Source organism: Amphritea sp. GJ51-11 (genome assembly GCF_055808735.1).
In genome coordinates, this window is the sequence record NZ_CM147881.1 from 317,767 (window position 1) to 331,786 (window position 14,020).

8 protein-coding genes and 2 tRNA genes (1 of these 10 cut by a window edge) are annotated in these 14,020 nt (G+C 47.7%); 7 read left to right on the forward strand and 3 right to left on the reverse strand.

Going from position 1 to position 14,020, the window contains the following annotated elements; genetic code table 11:
- The 7 genes from AC0L4K_RS01200 to serB all read left to right on the forward strand — a co-directional run.
- A protein-coding gene (locus AC0L4K_RS01200; RefSeq protein ID WP_473267965.1) for a hypothetical protein crosses the window boundary here: on the forward strand, positions 1-2,640 show its 3' end. Its footprint begins 24,954 nt before the window's first position; the window shows 2,640 of its 27,594 coding nt (coding positions 24,955-27,594); its start codon lies off the left edge, out of view; it ends in the stop codon at positions 2,638-2,640.
- Between the two features lie 38 nt (positions 2,641-2,678).
- Positions 2,679-2,984, forward strand: a complete 306-nt coding sequence (locus AC0L4K_RS01205) for a DUF3467 domain-containing protein (RefSeq protein ID WP_417225275.1) — start codon at positions 2,679-2,681, stop codon at positions 2,982-2,984.
- Positions 2,985-3,077: 93 nt separating this feature from the next.
- Positions 3,078-4,901 (forward strand): GAF domain-containing protein, encoded by a 1,824-nt coding sequence (locus AC0L4K_RS01210; RefSeq protein WP_417225274.1) that lies wholly within the window; start codon positions 3,078-3,080, stop codon positions 4,899-4,901.
- Positions 4,902-4,934: 33 nt separating this feature from the next.
- Positions 4,935-7,082, forward strand: coding sequence for a hypothetical protein (locus AC0L4K_RS01215; protein ID WP_473267966.1), 2,148 nt, complete (start codon positions 4,935-4,937; stop codon positions 7,080-7,082).
- Positions 7,075-9,069, forward strand: a complete 1,995-nt coding sequence (locus AC0L4K_RS01220; RefSeq protein WP_417225270.1) for a preprotein translocase subunit SecA — start codon at positions 7,075-7,077, stop codon at positions 9,067-9,069. Before AC0L4K_RS01215 ends, AC0L4K_RS01220 begins: the two co-directional genes overlap by 8 nt.
- On the forward strand, positions 9,066-9,812 hold the full coding sequence (locus tag AC0L4K_RS01225) for an efflux RND transporter periplasmic adaptor subunit (RefSeq protein WP_473267967.1): 747 nt from the start codon (positions 9,066-9,068) through the stop codon (positions 9,810-9,812). Before AC0L4K_RS01220 ends, AC0L4K_RS01225 begins: the two co-directional genes overlap by 4 nt.
- A gap of 166 nt (positions 9,813-9,978) precedes the next feature.
- Positions 9,979-11,205, forward strand: a complete 1,227-nt coding sequence (serB, locus tag AC0L4K_RS01230; RefSeq protein WP_417225266.1) for a phosphoserine phosphatase SerB — start codon at positions 9,979-9,981, stop codon at positions 11,203-11,205.
- A 56-nt stretch (positions 11,206-11,261) separates the two neighbouring features.
- On the opposite strand, the gene AC0L4K_RS01235 is transcribed toward serB, so the two are convergent.
- The 3 genes from AC0L4K_RS01235 to AC0L4K_RS01245 all read right to left on the reverse strand — a co-directional run bounded on the left by AC0L4K_RS01235 (position 11,262) and on the right by AC0L4K_RS01245 (position 13,953).
- On the reverse strand, positions 11,262-13,397 hold the full coding sequence (locus tag AC0L4K_RS01235) for an EAL domain-containing protein (RefSeq protein WP_417225264.1): 2,136 nt from the start codon (positions 13,395-13,397) through the stop codon (positions 11,262-11,264).
- 396 nt (positions 13,398-13,793) lie between these two features.
- Positions 13,794-13,868: transfer RNA gene (locus AC0L4K_RS01240), tRNA-Gln, on the reverse strand.
- A gap of 8 nt (positions 13,869-13,876) precedes the next feature.
- A tRNA-Met gene (locus AC0L4K_RS01245) sits at positions 13,877-13,953 on the reverse strand.
- Between the last annotated feature and the right edge of the window lie 67 nt (positions 13,954-14,020).

Below are 14,020 nucleotides of genomic sequence, written 5' to 3' on the forward strand. Positions count from 1 at the left end.
TATAATAACGACTTGGTTATTTGGGCCGGTAAAGGTGCCGATCAAATCTTGGTTAACAGCGTGTATGTTGAGGGCGTTAGCGTAACCTCTCTATATGCTAACGATGGCGACGATACTATTAGGGTAACGGCTAGCGATAACTTGTCGAATCCAGCTCACGCAGCGTTGGCGTCACTGGGAGACAGTGAAGCCCGACGTTTGGATATCTTTGGTAACACAGGTGAAGATGAAGTTTATGCCGGCACCGCGACTATGGCTATCCGCGTTTACGGGAATGAAGATAATGACCTAGTCTTCGGTAGCCAGGGCGACGACATACTGTATGGTCATGAAGGTGATGATCGTATTTACGCGAATGAGGGTAACGATATCGTTTACGGTAATGCCGGGCGCGATACATTAGACGGCAACGCGGGTAACGATAGAATAAAAGGCGGTTCTGAGGACGATATTATCAGAGGTAATGCGGGTGATGACTTCATCTTAGGTGAAACCGGTAACGACATCATCTTTGGTGAAGGAGGCTCGGCACAAGATGCTGCAGGCAATGACTTGCTCGCCAGTGAGCTGGATGCGCTCGCATTGATCACCAGCGCTGACTTCAGTGCTGATGGCCGCGATACGATTGATGGTGGTGAAGGTAATGATCGCATCATAGCCGGTTTAGGTGGTGACGTTGTCACTGATATGGTCGGCGATAATATTGTGCTGGGTGACCTAGGCGCAATTGGTTATACCGATGTTAGTGCCTTTAGCGCCGGCGTTGTTACCTTAGTTCGCTCAAGCAGCGCTCAGGGTGGTGATGATGATATCCGCGTGGGAAGTCTTTCAGGTAATAATATTGTGATGGGCGGCCAAGGCGCAGACTTTGTTGAGACGAGTGTCGGTCATGACCGCATTATTGGTGATAACGGTGAAATCGTTATAGGCAACGATGGCGTTATCCAGACAATGCAAACCACTAATATTATTAATGGCGGTGATGATGTCATTATCACCGGGGGTGGTAACAATACTATTTTCGCGGGTCAGGGGAATGACCGAGTCACGGCGGCTGCCGGTGATGATGATATCTTTGGTGATAACGGCCTGATTGAGTATGTGGATGGGTTGGCGGTGCGTTTGGTGTCTACGGATATCGATGCAACAACCACCGGTCTGGATACCATTGATGCCGGCGAAGGCAGTAACCGCGTGATCGGCGGCTTTAGTGCCGATAACGTGACCACCGGCGATGGTGTGGATGTCATTCTTGGTGATGCCGGTGAGTTGATCTATGTTAATAATGTTATTACGCGAGTAACGTCAGCGAAAACCTCAATCGGTGGTGCTGACACTATTCAAAGCGGAGATGGTGATAACGTTATTTTGGCTGGTCCAGGGGCGGACAGGGTTGTTACCGGTGTTGGTGAAGACGTTGTTCTAGGCGATACCGGTGAAGTGTTATTCGAAACGGGTCAACTGCAAAGCATTATCACCAGCAATGAGGGTGGTGATGATGACAATATCAGTACTGATGCGGGCGATGACATTATATTTGGCGGCTTGGGCAGTGATGTTATCAACTCCGGCGCAGATAATGACATCGTTATTGCTGATACCGGCGCTCTGTCTTATAACTTTACGACAGAGCCCGCCGTATCAATTAGAAATGATATTGACGCTCTTTTAGGGGGTAATGATATTGTCAACTTAGGTGCGGGTGACGATATAGGGCTCGGTGGCGCCGGTTCAGATTCGATTCGTGGTGAAGAGGGGGAGGATGCCATCTTTGGCGACTTTGTTGATATTTCGATCACAACGTCAGGGTTGAGGGACTTCCAGTCGACCTTGCCGACCTTCGGGGCGAGTGACATTCTGTCGGGCGGAGATGGATTTGATATTCTCGTAGGTGGCAACGACTTTGATTATTTCGATGGTAATTTAATCACCGATGTCATTATCGGTAACTATGCCCGTATTCAGGATTCAGCCGACTTCACTTCTCTCTTGATTGTTTCAGACCCAACCGGCCGAGAAGTTATATCTTCTAGTCTGTTTAGCATCTATGGTGTTAATACGGGCTTAGAGCGAGAGGAGGGCAATGATATCTTTGAGGATGGCTATTCCTCTGATGTTGAGCCGTTGCGAACCGATACCGCGTTACGTTTAACACCACTGTTGAACGGCGAAGCGCTTTCTCGGTTGTCCGATAGTGAGTTGCAAGAATTTTTACGGAATCTGCCTTTACTCGGTGTCGAGCATCGAAGAGGGGCTGGGCATGCGTCTCAAACGGCTCAGGAAGCTGTTCCGAATGGAGAGCAGAAACCTACTGTACCTGTAGCGCCAGAAGATGCCATACTCCCAGTCGTTCTGATCGATCAATGGTTAGAAAAAGAGGGAGTTTCGTTACCAACTGATCGTTATTCGGAGCATAGTGTTGAGGGTGAAGCGACGAGTCATGACTATGCGGAACCTTCGGGTGAATCCTTATCTGACTCATTGGCCATTGGCCTGCTGTTGGCGGCGAATGTGGCTGGGCAGCGTGGATGGAGGTTAGGCCGCTTAAGTAATGAAGACAATGTTATTCAGGGCGATTTGCAGGATTTGCGAAAACTACAGTCCAGTCGGAGATATTCTCTGTGGCAGAAAAAGGACTAAACATGACGTTATTTAAACGAAAACATTGAGGAAGTGAGATGTCTGGCGATACGGTAGAAAATAAGAAGACCAGCGGACCGACAATTCGTTGGGACGACAGTAAGATGCGTAGTACTTACGCCAATGTATGTAATGTTTCCAGCACCCGCGAGGAAGTGACACTGTTATTTGGCACTAATCAAGCATGGCGAGCGGGTCAGAAAGAAGTCGGTATCGAATTAACGGATAGGATGATCGTTAGTCCTTTTGCGGCGAAGCGTTTATCGCTGTTGTTGAATGGTGTCGTGGAAGAGTATGAAAAGCGTTTTGGCAAGCTTGATGATGTCGGCGTAAACAAAAATTAATGAGTCGCGAGTGAGTGAGTTTATAAACGCTTCGGTATGTTTTGGCATGCCGGGGCATTTTTATATTTAGAAAAATAAAAAAAGAATTTATTTATGGGTGAGATAACTGCTTCGTTGCCGGACTCTATTCAGCAACTGAATGGGTTGCTAGATACCCAGCATGATAATTGGCATTTTACCTGGCTTGAGTGGTTGAGCAGCCAACTACCCCAGATTCGGGTCGCATTAATTGTCGCCGATGAAGCACAAAACGGACAGTTCCATTCGCTAGCCGTCTGGCCAGAGGTGGGCACCCAGGATAAATTATTGCTTGATGCTGCTGATGAGACACTGAAGAAAAAACAGCCGCTAATCATGCCCTTAGATGATGGTAAACATCATATTGGTAGTTACCCCGTGTTTGTTGATGGCCGGTTACGAGCCGTCGTCACGGTACTACTGAGTGCCGCAGATGAAGATGAATTACACAAAGCATTAGCCGTTATCGAATATTGCGCTGGCTGGCTTGAATTACGGTTATCCCGTCACTTGTTAAATGTGGTTGCGCGGGATAATCAGCGGCAACATATCGTCATCGACAGTATTGCTCATGTGCTGGGTGAACGCGATTTTGACCATGCCGCGCTGCGCTTTGTTAATTTGATGGGGCAGTCGTTAGATGCTGAGCGGGTGGTGCTCGGGTTTGTTAAAAATGCTGAGTTAGAAGTCCATTCTGAGTCAAATAGTAGTGGCCATAGCAAGAAACATGAGCTGGTTAAGTTAACCACTCAGGCTATGCAAGAAGCCGTCGATCAACAAGAATCGATCTTATGGCCGGCCTTGGATGAGCATAATCGTGTCACGCACGCACATAGTATTTTAGCCGGTGAGAAAGGGCAGCGCGCCCTGATGACGATTCCCTTAGTCGATAAAGAAGTCTGTTATGGTGCTGTTCTTTTTGATCGTCCGTTAGATCGGCCGTTTAGCCAAGAAGAGCAACTCACTGCTGAGGCACTGACGAACTTTGTCGGCGTGGTGCTCGAAGAAAAGCGTCAGTCTTGTTTGCCCTTGTATGCCTATGTTTATCGTAGTTTTAAAAATCAATTGAGTTTGTTGCTTGGCCCGGGTCATCTTGGCCGCAAAATCACCCTGTTTTGTTTGCTCTTCTTATCCCTCTTTTTTAGCTTGATGCCCGGCCGCTACAATATCAGTGCTGATGCTGTTATTGAGGGCGCGGAGATCCGTTCGATCGTTGTACCCTATGATGGCTACTTACAGAACGCGACGTTTAGGGCGGGCGATACGCTGACAAAAGGGGCGTTGTTAGCCGAGCTGGATACCCGTGAATTACGTTTGCAGTTGATGAGTTGGGTAAACCAGGAGGCTACATCGCGGCGTAAGTATGAAGAAGCTTTAGCGAGGAATGAACGCACCCAGGTGCAGATCAATAATGCTCAGGGTCAGCGGGCACAGGCTGAAATTGAGCTGCTTGAGTATCGGATATCGCAGGCGGTCATGAAAGCACCGTTTGATGCATTAATTGTGTCGGGTGATTTGAGTCAGCGAATTGGCACGCTGGTTAGGCAAGGCGATGTGTTATTTGAACTATCCCCTCGGCGTAACTTCAGGTTAGCAATGTATGTGGATGAGTTTAGGATTAATGATATCCGCCAAGGGCAAACCGGTCAGTTGGTGCTGGCGGCGCTACCCGACCAGAAGTTTTCTTTTACCGTAACACGTATCAACCCTATGGCCGAAGTGCTTGAAGGTTCCACTGTGTATCGTGTTGAAGCGGATTTTGAAAACAAAGATGAGATGTTACGTGTTGGCCTTGAAGGGGTGGCGCAGATATATGTCGATGAACGTCTGTTGATCAGTATCTGGACGCGCAGCATGATTGATTGGATGAAACTTCAATGGTGGCGTTTCTGGGGATAGTACCGTGCTGTTACGGTCAGATAGGGAAGTAGCATGAGTGCTAATTTGTTTTCCAGCGATTGGTATCAAATTGCCGAATTGAAACCCCGGCTACGACATCATGTGACGGTGAATGCTCACCGTTATAGAGGACGGCGTTGGTATGTTCTTGAAGATCATGTCACGGGACAGGTAAGACGTCTTTCTCCCCAGTCTTATCTCATCGTCGGTCTAATGAACGGTGAGCGTACTATCGACCGGTTATGGGAACTATCATCCCAGCGTCTTGGTGAGGAGATGCCGACGCATGAAGAGATGCTGCAATTACTGGCAAGCCTGTATCAAGCCAATCTTATCGGCATGGACACGAGTGGCGATATCGGTGAATTATTTGAGCGCGGTAAAGAAGCAGAAAGAACCCGCTGGATGTCCAAACTGAAGTCACCGCTGTCAATTAAAATCCCATTAGTGGATCCTGAATGCTTCTTAGTTGCCACCCAACAATATATAAGACCTCTCTTCTCCATGACGGCACTATGTGTCTGGTGTCTCATGATTATCGGTATGCTGTTCATGGTCGGCCAGCATTGGGAGGAGTTAACCGCGAACGTTACTGACAGAGTGTTAGCCGCGGATAACCTAGTGCTTTTATGGTTTATCTACCCCGTGATAAAACTCATCCATGAGCTGGGACACGGCTATTGTGTCAAACGAGGGGGCGGTGAAGTCCACGAACTAGGCGTGATGCTATTGGTGCTGCTACCCATGCCTTATGTGGATGCCTCGTCAACCAATGCCTTTGCGGACAAGAAACAACGCATTCTAGTGGGGTCTGCCGGTATTATCGTCGAGCTGTTTATTGCTGCGGTGGCGATGTTTATCTGGGTGAATGCTGAGCCCGGCATGGTTAAATCTATCGCGTACAATATTATCTTTATCGCTGGATTATCCACCGTGATGGTGAACGGCAACCCTCTGCTTAGGTTCGATGGTTATTACATACTGGCTGATTTGATTGAGATACCTAATCTTGGTCAACGCTCGAATCAATATTGGGGATGGCTAACCAAGCGCTTTATGTTTGGTGTTGGCGGCTTGGCCTCACCTGCCTACGACCGGCGCGAAGCACTGTGGTTGTTCTTTTACGGTTTTGCCTCCTACATCTATCGTATGTTTTTGATGGTCACCATTGTGCTATTTGTGGCGCAGCAATATTTCTTTGTTGGTATTGTGCTCGCGATTTGGGCGTTGATTGGCACTTTAATTCTGCCAAATTTCAAACTGCTTAAAAAAGCCTGGCAAGACTCCGATATTCGTACGGGACGGCGCAGCCCTACGGTGATGATTCCCGTGACGGCGGGCATTGTTGCGCTGCTTTTATGTGTCATGCCGCTACCCTTGACGACCAGTATTGAGGGTGTGGTGCAGATGGATGAGCAACGTCGAGTGTTGGCGAAAGAGAACTGTTTTGTTGAGCAATTGCATCAACCGTCCGGTGCAATCGTTCACCAGGGTGATTTACTGGTTAGCTGTATCAATCCTCAATTGCATACTGAACAGCTCGTGCTGCAGCAGCAGTTCCTAGAGGCAAGCGCCGAACGTCAGGGGGTTTGGAACAACCCTGTACAGTTAAAAATATATGATGACCAATTAGCGCGCTTAAGCCTCGAGCAGAAAGAAAGCGAAGCGCGGTTAGCGTCGTTAAACCTCTATGCTCAGGCCGACGGTATTTGGTCGCTGAGAAACCCTGCCGATCTACCGGGGATGTTTTTAAAACGAGGAGACCTGATCGGCCATGTTATCAGCAATAACAATGTGTCTATTCTTGGGATGGTGCCGGAAGCGGATATTGAATTAGTGCGTGATAAATCGATGGCAATTTCAGCCCTGCAAACATCCGATCTTGATAGCCAATTAACGCCGAAAAGCTGGTCTGTTTTCCCGGCGGTGACCAAAGAGCCTGTTAGCGGAATACTGACTGAAACAGCGGGTGGTAGCATCATTATGGACCCTTCCTCTTCTACCACGGGGACTCCTCAGTCATTGAGACGATACTTTATCGTTGCACTAGAATTTGAACGTTTTCCCAATGTGTTTGTTGAAGAGCGCATTCATCTGAAGTTTGAGCATCCCTCTGAAGCTGTCATTTATCGGCTCTATCGGTTGGTCCGTCGTACTTTCTTGGAGTACTTCGATGTCTGAATATGCGAGTAAACAGCCGGTTATCGCGGGCTTGCGCAATGAATATCAATGGCAAGATAGTAATCGCCTCGATACTTTTCTGAAGAAATCGAAAGAGCAGGCAAAAAAAATAAGTGGCAAGCTTTTGCGCCGTAATGAACGGATTGTGACAGCCATTTTTAAGCGTTCGGCGGTACTCGAACATTACGAAGCACAAGAGCTTGAATTGGCGTTGGTTAGTATTCGCCAGACATTGCGTTTGGAAGGCATCAGTACCGCAACGATTATCGAAGCGTTTTCCGTTATAAGAGAGATCAGTGGTCGAGTGCTCGGTATGCGTCATCATCATACGCAGATTAGAACCTCATTGGCGATGTTGCGCGGTGGGATCGCTGAAATGTCGACCGGTGAGGGGAAAACTTTAGCAGCCACTTTAGCTGCGGCAACGGCGGCTCTGGCGGGCATTCCGGTGCATGTGGTGACGATTAATGACTATCTAGCGGAACGAGACGGTGAAGAGATGCAGCCGTTATATGAGGCATTGGGGTTAACCGTTGGCATTATTATCCATGAACGCGAGTTACATGAGCGGCGAGAGATTTATGCCTGCGATATCTGTTATTGCAGTAATAAAGAGCTCACCTTTGATTTTTTAAAGGACAGCTTGGTATTAGCCCACAGAAAAACCACGCGGATTCAGCAAGCATCGTTACTGACCGGGGATTCGTCCTGGGCGGATAACTTATTGCTACGAGGGTTACATTTTGCCATTGTCGATGAAGCCGATAGTGTTTTTATTGATGAAGCGAGAACTCCATTAATTATCTCAGGCCAAGAAAAATTTGGTCAACGGGAAGAGCGCCTGCTGAAGACCGCGATGGATATCGCAGGTAAGTATAAAAAAGAGGTCGATTTTAAGCAGGACGAGAACGCCCAGATCCATCTAACTTCCGCAGGACAAGCACTATTAGTGACCTGTTGCGAGCCGCTGGATGGCTTGTGGAATAGTAGTTTTTATCGTGAACCCTTGGTGAAGCAAGCTTTAGCCGCGCTGTATGTTTATCACCTCGATAGGGATTATATTATTGATGATGAGGGTGCCATCCAAATTGTTGATCTGTATACCGGCCGTGTGATGCCCGGACGAAGTTGGGGGCAGGGCCTGCAGCAAATGATAGAAATGAAAGAGGGTTGTGAACTGACGAAACCGCGAGAAACAAACGCGGAAATAAGTTATCAGAATTTTTTTAGAAAATACCATCATTTATGTGGCATGACCGGTACTGTTCGTGAGGTTGCGGGTGAGTTATTAGATGTCTATCGGTTGCGCAGTGAGACAATCCCCTTGCTGAAAAAAAGTCAGAGAAAAAAAGGCTATTGTGAGGTGTATATCACTGAGCAGGCGAAGTGGCAGCGGGTTGCTGAGGTAACCCGTGAACTTGTGGCTCAGGGGCAAGCGGTCTTAATTGGTACCAACTCGGTGGCTTCGTCGGAAGCCATCAGCGATGTGCTGACGGCTGCGTCGATTGAGCATAAGATATTGAACGCACGACAGGATCAAGAGGAAGCCGATATTGTCTCTGTCGCCGGTCACCCCGGTGCGGTCATGGTTGCTACCAGTATGGCCGGACGCGGAACAGATATTAAGCTAACGGATGAAACCCGTGCCGCCGGTGGTTTACATGTAGTCATTACCGAGCTGCAGGATGCTGCTAGGATAGATAGACAGCTAGCCGGTCGAAGTGCACGTCAGGGCGACCCCGGGGTGGTTAGTGAAATCTTATCGTTTGAAGACCAGCTGGTTAAAAGGATGGCGGGACCGTTAATGAAAAAGCTTATAACACTGATCAGCACGACCGGTGTTATGCTGCCTCACCGGTTGGGTTATCGCATCCAGTTAAGTTGCCAGAACAAACTCTCACGAAGCCATTACAAGCAGCGTATACAACTCATCAAAGTGGATACTCAACGTCAGCGAACGTTGGCGTTTACGGGAGACAAAAAATGAAAAAACAACATCTGATGTTTATGGCTGCCTTAGGTTTTATCTTTACTCAAAGCCAAAGTCTCCAGGCTGAAGAATTAACGCTATCAACCTTGGGCTGCATGTTAGAGCCAAGTGAAAAGGTGGATATAAGCTCACCGGTGATGGGGGTGCTGGATAAGGTGATGGTGAAGCGTGGTGATAGCGTTAAAAAGGGACAGTCGCTATTTCAGCTTAAAGCCGGTGTTGAACAGGTAGGGGTCCAGTTGGCTAAAGTTAGGGCTGAGTTTGCCAAAAGAAAAGAGCGACGTAACCAAGACCTCTATGATGACGATATTTTAACGGCCAGTGAACGGGATGAAATTGAGACCGAATTGTTGATCGCCCAGTCTGAGCTTCGTTTAAAACAACAGGAGCTTGCATTGCGTAGGGTTTCAAGCCCAATTAAAGGGGTGGTTGTTAACCGCTTCAACAATGCCGGTGAGTTTGTTAACACCGATCCTATTTTGTCTCTCGCAACCTTAGATCCACTGCATGTCGACCTACTATTGCCTGCTAATTACTTTGGCCATGTTTCGCTTAAGCAAGAGTTGCTGATTAAACCTGACTCAGAGATGATCGATGCAAGCCCTGCTACCGTGATTATTGTGGATCCTTTAATTGATTCCGCTAGTGGTACTTTTCGGGTGCAGTTAGTGATGCGTAATCCTGAGGGTAAAATTCCGGCGGGTCTTCGCTGTACCGCTCAGTTGGTGAGCAAACCCTAGTGAAACCTGAGGCGTGTTCGCTTCAGTCGAGAGAAGTGCACTTTGAGTGCCTGAGAACATGCTTAAAACAGCGGGATCAAATACCGTATCCGCTTCGATCTTTAACAGTATTAAATTATAGCGGTGGTATAATCTGCCCATCTTCAGCACGTATTGCGAATAGGTCATGAAAGAGATCATCCTGCTTAACATCTCCGGCCAAGATAAGCCGGGCGTCACATCGTCTATCACCCGTATTTTGACCCAGTTTGATATTAATATTCTTGATATCGGTCAGGCTGTCATTCATAACACCTTGTCATTGGGCATCCTTATTGGGGTGCCTGAAAAGGCGGAAGCATCCAGCTTATTGCGGGATGTGTTGTTTAAGGCCCATGAGCTGGATATGAATATCCGTTTTGAGCCGGTGACTGAAAGTGAATATCAAAGCTGGGTGAATGAGCAGGGTAAGTCGCGGCACATCATTACCCTGTTAGCCCGTAAAATCACCGCAGAGCATATCGGCAAGGTCACTCAGACTGCCGCTGACCATGGTTTAAATATCGATAATATCAGTCGTCTATCAGGCCGCTTGTCTATTGATGAAGTCTCGAAGGGACAAACCGGTGAAAAGACTCGGGCCTGTGTCGAATTTTCGGTGCGGGGCGCACCAGCGGATTCTGCGCAATTACGCGAAGAGTTTCTGCGGATTGCTAGCGATTTAGATGTCGATATCGCCTTCCAGAAGGATGATATTTATCGGCGGAACCGCCGCTTAGTCGTGTTTGATATGGACTCCACTCTGATTGAAGCCGAAGTGATCGATGAGCTGGCTAAAGAGGCGGGTGTTGGTGAGCAGGTGGCTGAGATTACCGAGGCCGCGATGCGTGGCGAGATCGACTTCACCGAGAGCTTTAAGCGGCGTATGGCGCTGCTGAAAGGGCTAGATGAGTTGGTATTGGAGCGTATTGCCCATAACCTACCCTTGACTGAAGGGGTAGAAGAACTGGTGTCTAAGTTGAAGGCGCTGGGCTTCAAAACCGCGATCTTATCCGGTGGCTTTAATTACTTTGCCAATTATCTGCAACAAAAGATGGGTTTCGACTACGTCTATGCAAATGAGTTAGAAATCGTTGATGGCAAGGTTACCGGTAATGTTACTGGTACGGTGGTTGACGGTAAACGTAAAGCGGAACTGCTACGTAAGATTGCTGAAAAAGAGGGTATTCGTTTAGAGCAGACCATTGCCGTGGGTGATGGTGCTAATGATCTGCCAATGCTCTCCATCGCGGGTCTCGGGATCGCGTTTAGGGCTAAACCCTTGGTGCGTCAGAGTGCTAAGCAGGCGATTTCTACCTTGGGGCTCGATGGGATTCTTTATCTTATCGGTTTTCGAGATCGGGATCGGTTATAACACATCCGTGTATTAAGAACGCATTAAGTGAAAAACCGCCAATTGGCGGTTTTTTGCTATTCAAAGAAGTCGTAGTTCATCTCTTCAGAGGGTGGTTGTAGATAGTACCCCTGAATATAATCTACACCTAACTTCCACAGCTTGCCCATCAGACGGGTGTCTTCAACCAGCGGGGCGATATTACCGATATCTGCGTGCTTAAGATTTTTGATCAGTTTGGCAAAGGCTTTATCCGATTCTGCTGAGCTACTGAGGTCCTGAATGTAGGAACCATCCAGCTTAACTAGATCGGGCTTGAGTTTAATTCGCAATAACTCGCGATTTTCAGAAATGCCGAAATGTTTGATACAAAACTTACAGCCTAGTTTCTTAAGCCCAAATCTAAATTGTTCCGCTTGTTCTTGGCTGGTGCTTAAATCGGATTCGCTGGCTTGAAAAACGATCAACTCAGCGGGAATACGATACTCCTTGAGTTTGTCTGCGATCCAACTGAGTTCTTCTTGGTCTTGATAGAAGCTAGCGGTCAGGTTGATAAATACTCGGCTGCGCTGGGATTTTTTCAGTTGTTCTGCAACCTGCATAAAGGTGTGCTCGATAACCCAACGATCGAGCTGAATACTGGTATCGTCGTGATCCATCGTGGAGAGGAAGATATTAGGTGATAAGCCTTCTTCACCTTTATTTTCCTGCAGCCGTAAGAACACTTCGTAGTTCCCCCAGCCATTGGCGCTGGCCAGCGCAACAATCGGTTGAAACAGAATGCGGAACTTATCGTTAGCGAGCGCATCGTGGATCATTTTGATGGAGTCGTCGTCGATATCATCCTGTTCATCAGCCGGTGTTTCAAACAGTTTGATCCCATTGCCCCGTTGGCCATCGTTACGGGCCTCATCGGCGGCTAGGCGAGCTCGATTGATGAGTTCGACATAGTGAGGGGCGTTATCATTGATCGTGCAGACACCGATGCTACAGGTTGTTTGTACTGTAGTGCCGGTGACTTCAATTTTAAGCTGCGCAATCGAGCGACACAGTAGGTCAGCTAGTTTCATCGCCTTATCGGGGCTAGGGTCGTGAAATAAAATAGCAAACACATCTTCTTCTAGACGGGCGCAGATATGGGTTTTATTGATTTTTTGTCGCATGAGATCGGCGACGTCGGATAACACAATATCGCTACCGGTGACGCCTAGCTCGGATTGCAGTGCGCTGTAGTTATCAAAGCGGATATAGAGAAAGCTGCAATCTGAGCCGCCGATTAGCGCCCGGTGAGCCGCTTGTTCAAGTGCGTTGACGATGTAATTACCATCATACAGGCGGGTTGTCGGATCGAGGTTCTCAAATGAGGTTTCTATGTTTTCACTATCCGGACTAATCATGACTTGCAGGCAGTCCTGATTTAGATAGTGCGCATGTTGAATCGTAAAAGCCGCTTGGAAGTTGGTGCCATCGATACGGCGGGCTTTGAGTTCCGTTTTGATAATATGATTGTTGTTATCGAGGGCGTCCTGTAACGCGGTTTTTAGGCGGTCACGATCTTTTAAAACCGTAAATTTATCCAGCGTTTCCTGTTGTAAGCCGTTAGTGTCATCCAGTCCAAATAGATCGGCAAAGGCTGGATTGCTGTACATCGGTATGAAGTCGGTCGTGAGATAAATGATCGGTAGACTGGCAAGGCTGGCTAAGTGCTGACACTGCTTTTCAGTTTGCGCTAATTCTGCTTCGATGATACGTAAGCGTCGTCGCGTTTCGAGTTGTTCTAATTGGCGACGGACCTGAATTAATAGCAGTTCCTGCTCATCTAAAGATATGACCGCGGCCATCCGGGCTTTTAGACCCTGTAGAAGTGCTTGGCTATTACTTTCAGGTACTAACTGAATGATGGGGATATCTTTATTCAGTCGTTGCAGAATTTGAGCCGCATCTTTGGCGCCAAACGTCCCCTCGATCTGCGGACTCAGAATTAGATCCCAAGAGCGCTCGCTAAGCGCGGTGTTGAACTCTTCAGCGGAGTGTACCTGCTGACCTCTAGGGGCCAGCCTCGCGCCGCGTAACAGCGTGATAATAGGATCTACTTCCTCGGCCGTGAGGCTGAGAAATAGAATGTGTACATTTTTGCGTAATCGTTGGCGCTTCTCTGAAATAATCCTTTTGTATAGACCACTCGGAGCGCTCGTTGTTGCTTGTCCACTCATTGTATTCTTCTACTGTAAAACTCCCTTTGTAGGTCGAGTGTATCTGCTTTGAGTCACTCTGTCAGTGGGCAATGTTGTAAAAAACTGCCGCTATGGGCTGGGCATTAGGTCATGGGGATTTTTAGAGTGGCGTTGCTCAAATATTGCAGAGGGTTAAGAGGCGTTGTTTGTGTTTCAAACGTTTATAAACAGCGTGTCTAGTTCGTCGCTAGGAAAAGGCTTTTTAACTGAGCAGGTGATGATTTAATGAGTCAGTGTTTTGTAACACTGTGGTTCGATTGGTGTGCTAAAACTGAGCTGTTTTTTCAAGCGGCAAGCCATGTATGGCTTAAATGCTGAGACGTTAGATTTATTGAGGATTTAGTTAAAAGGAAAAGCAATGAGATAGAAAAGAAATGGCTGGGGTAGGAGGATTCGAACCTCCGCATGACGAGATCAAAACCCGTTGCCTTACCGCTTGGCGATACCCCAGCAAAAAATGGTGGCAATAGCGGGACTCGAACCTGCGACCCTCGCATTATGAATGCGATGCTCTAACCAGCTGAGCTATATTGCCATCTATATAACAGTGGGTTTAATAACCGTTATACAAATATGATCGATAATTAACAGGCTTACACCTG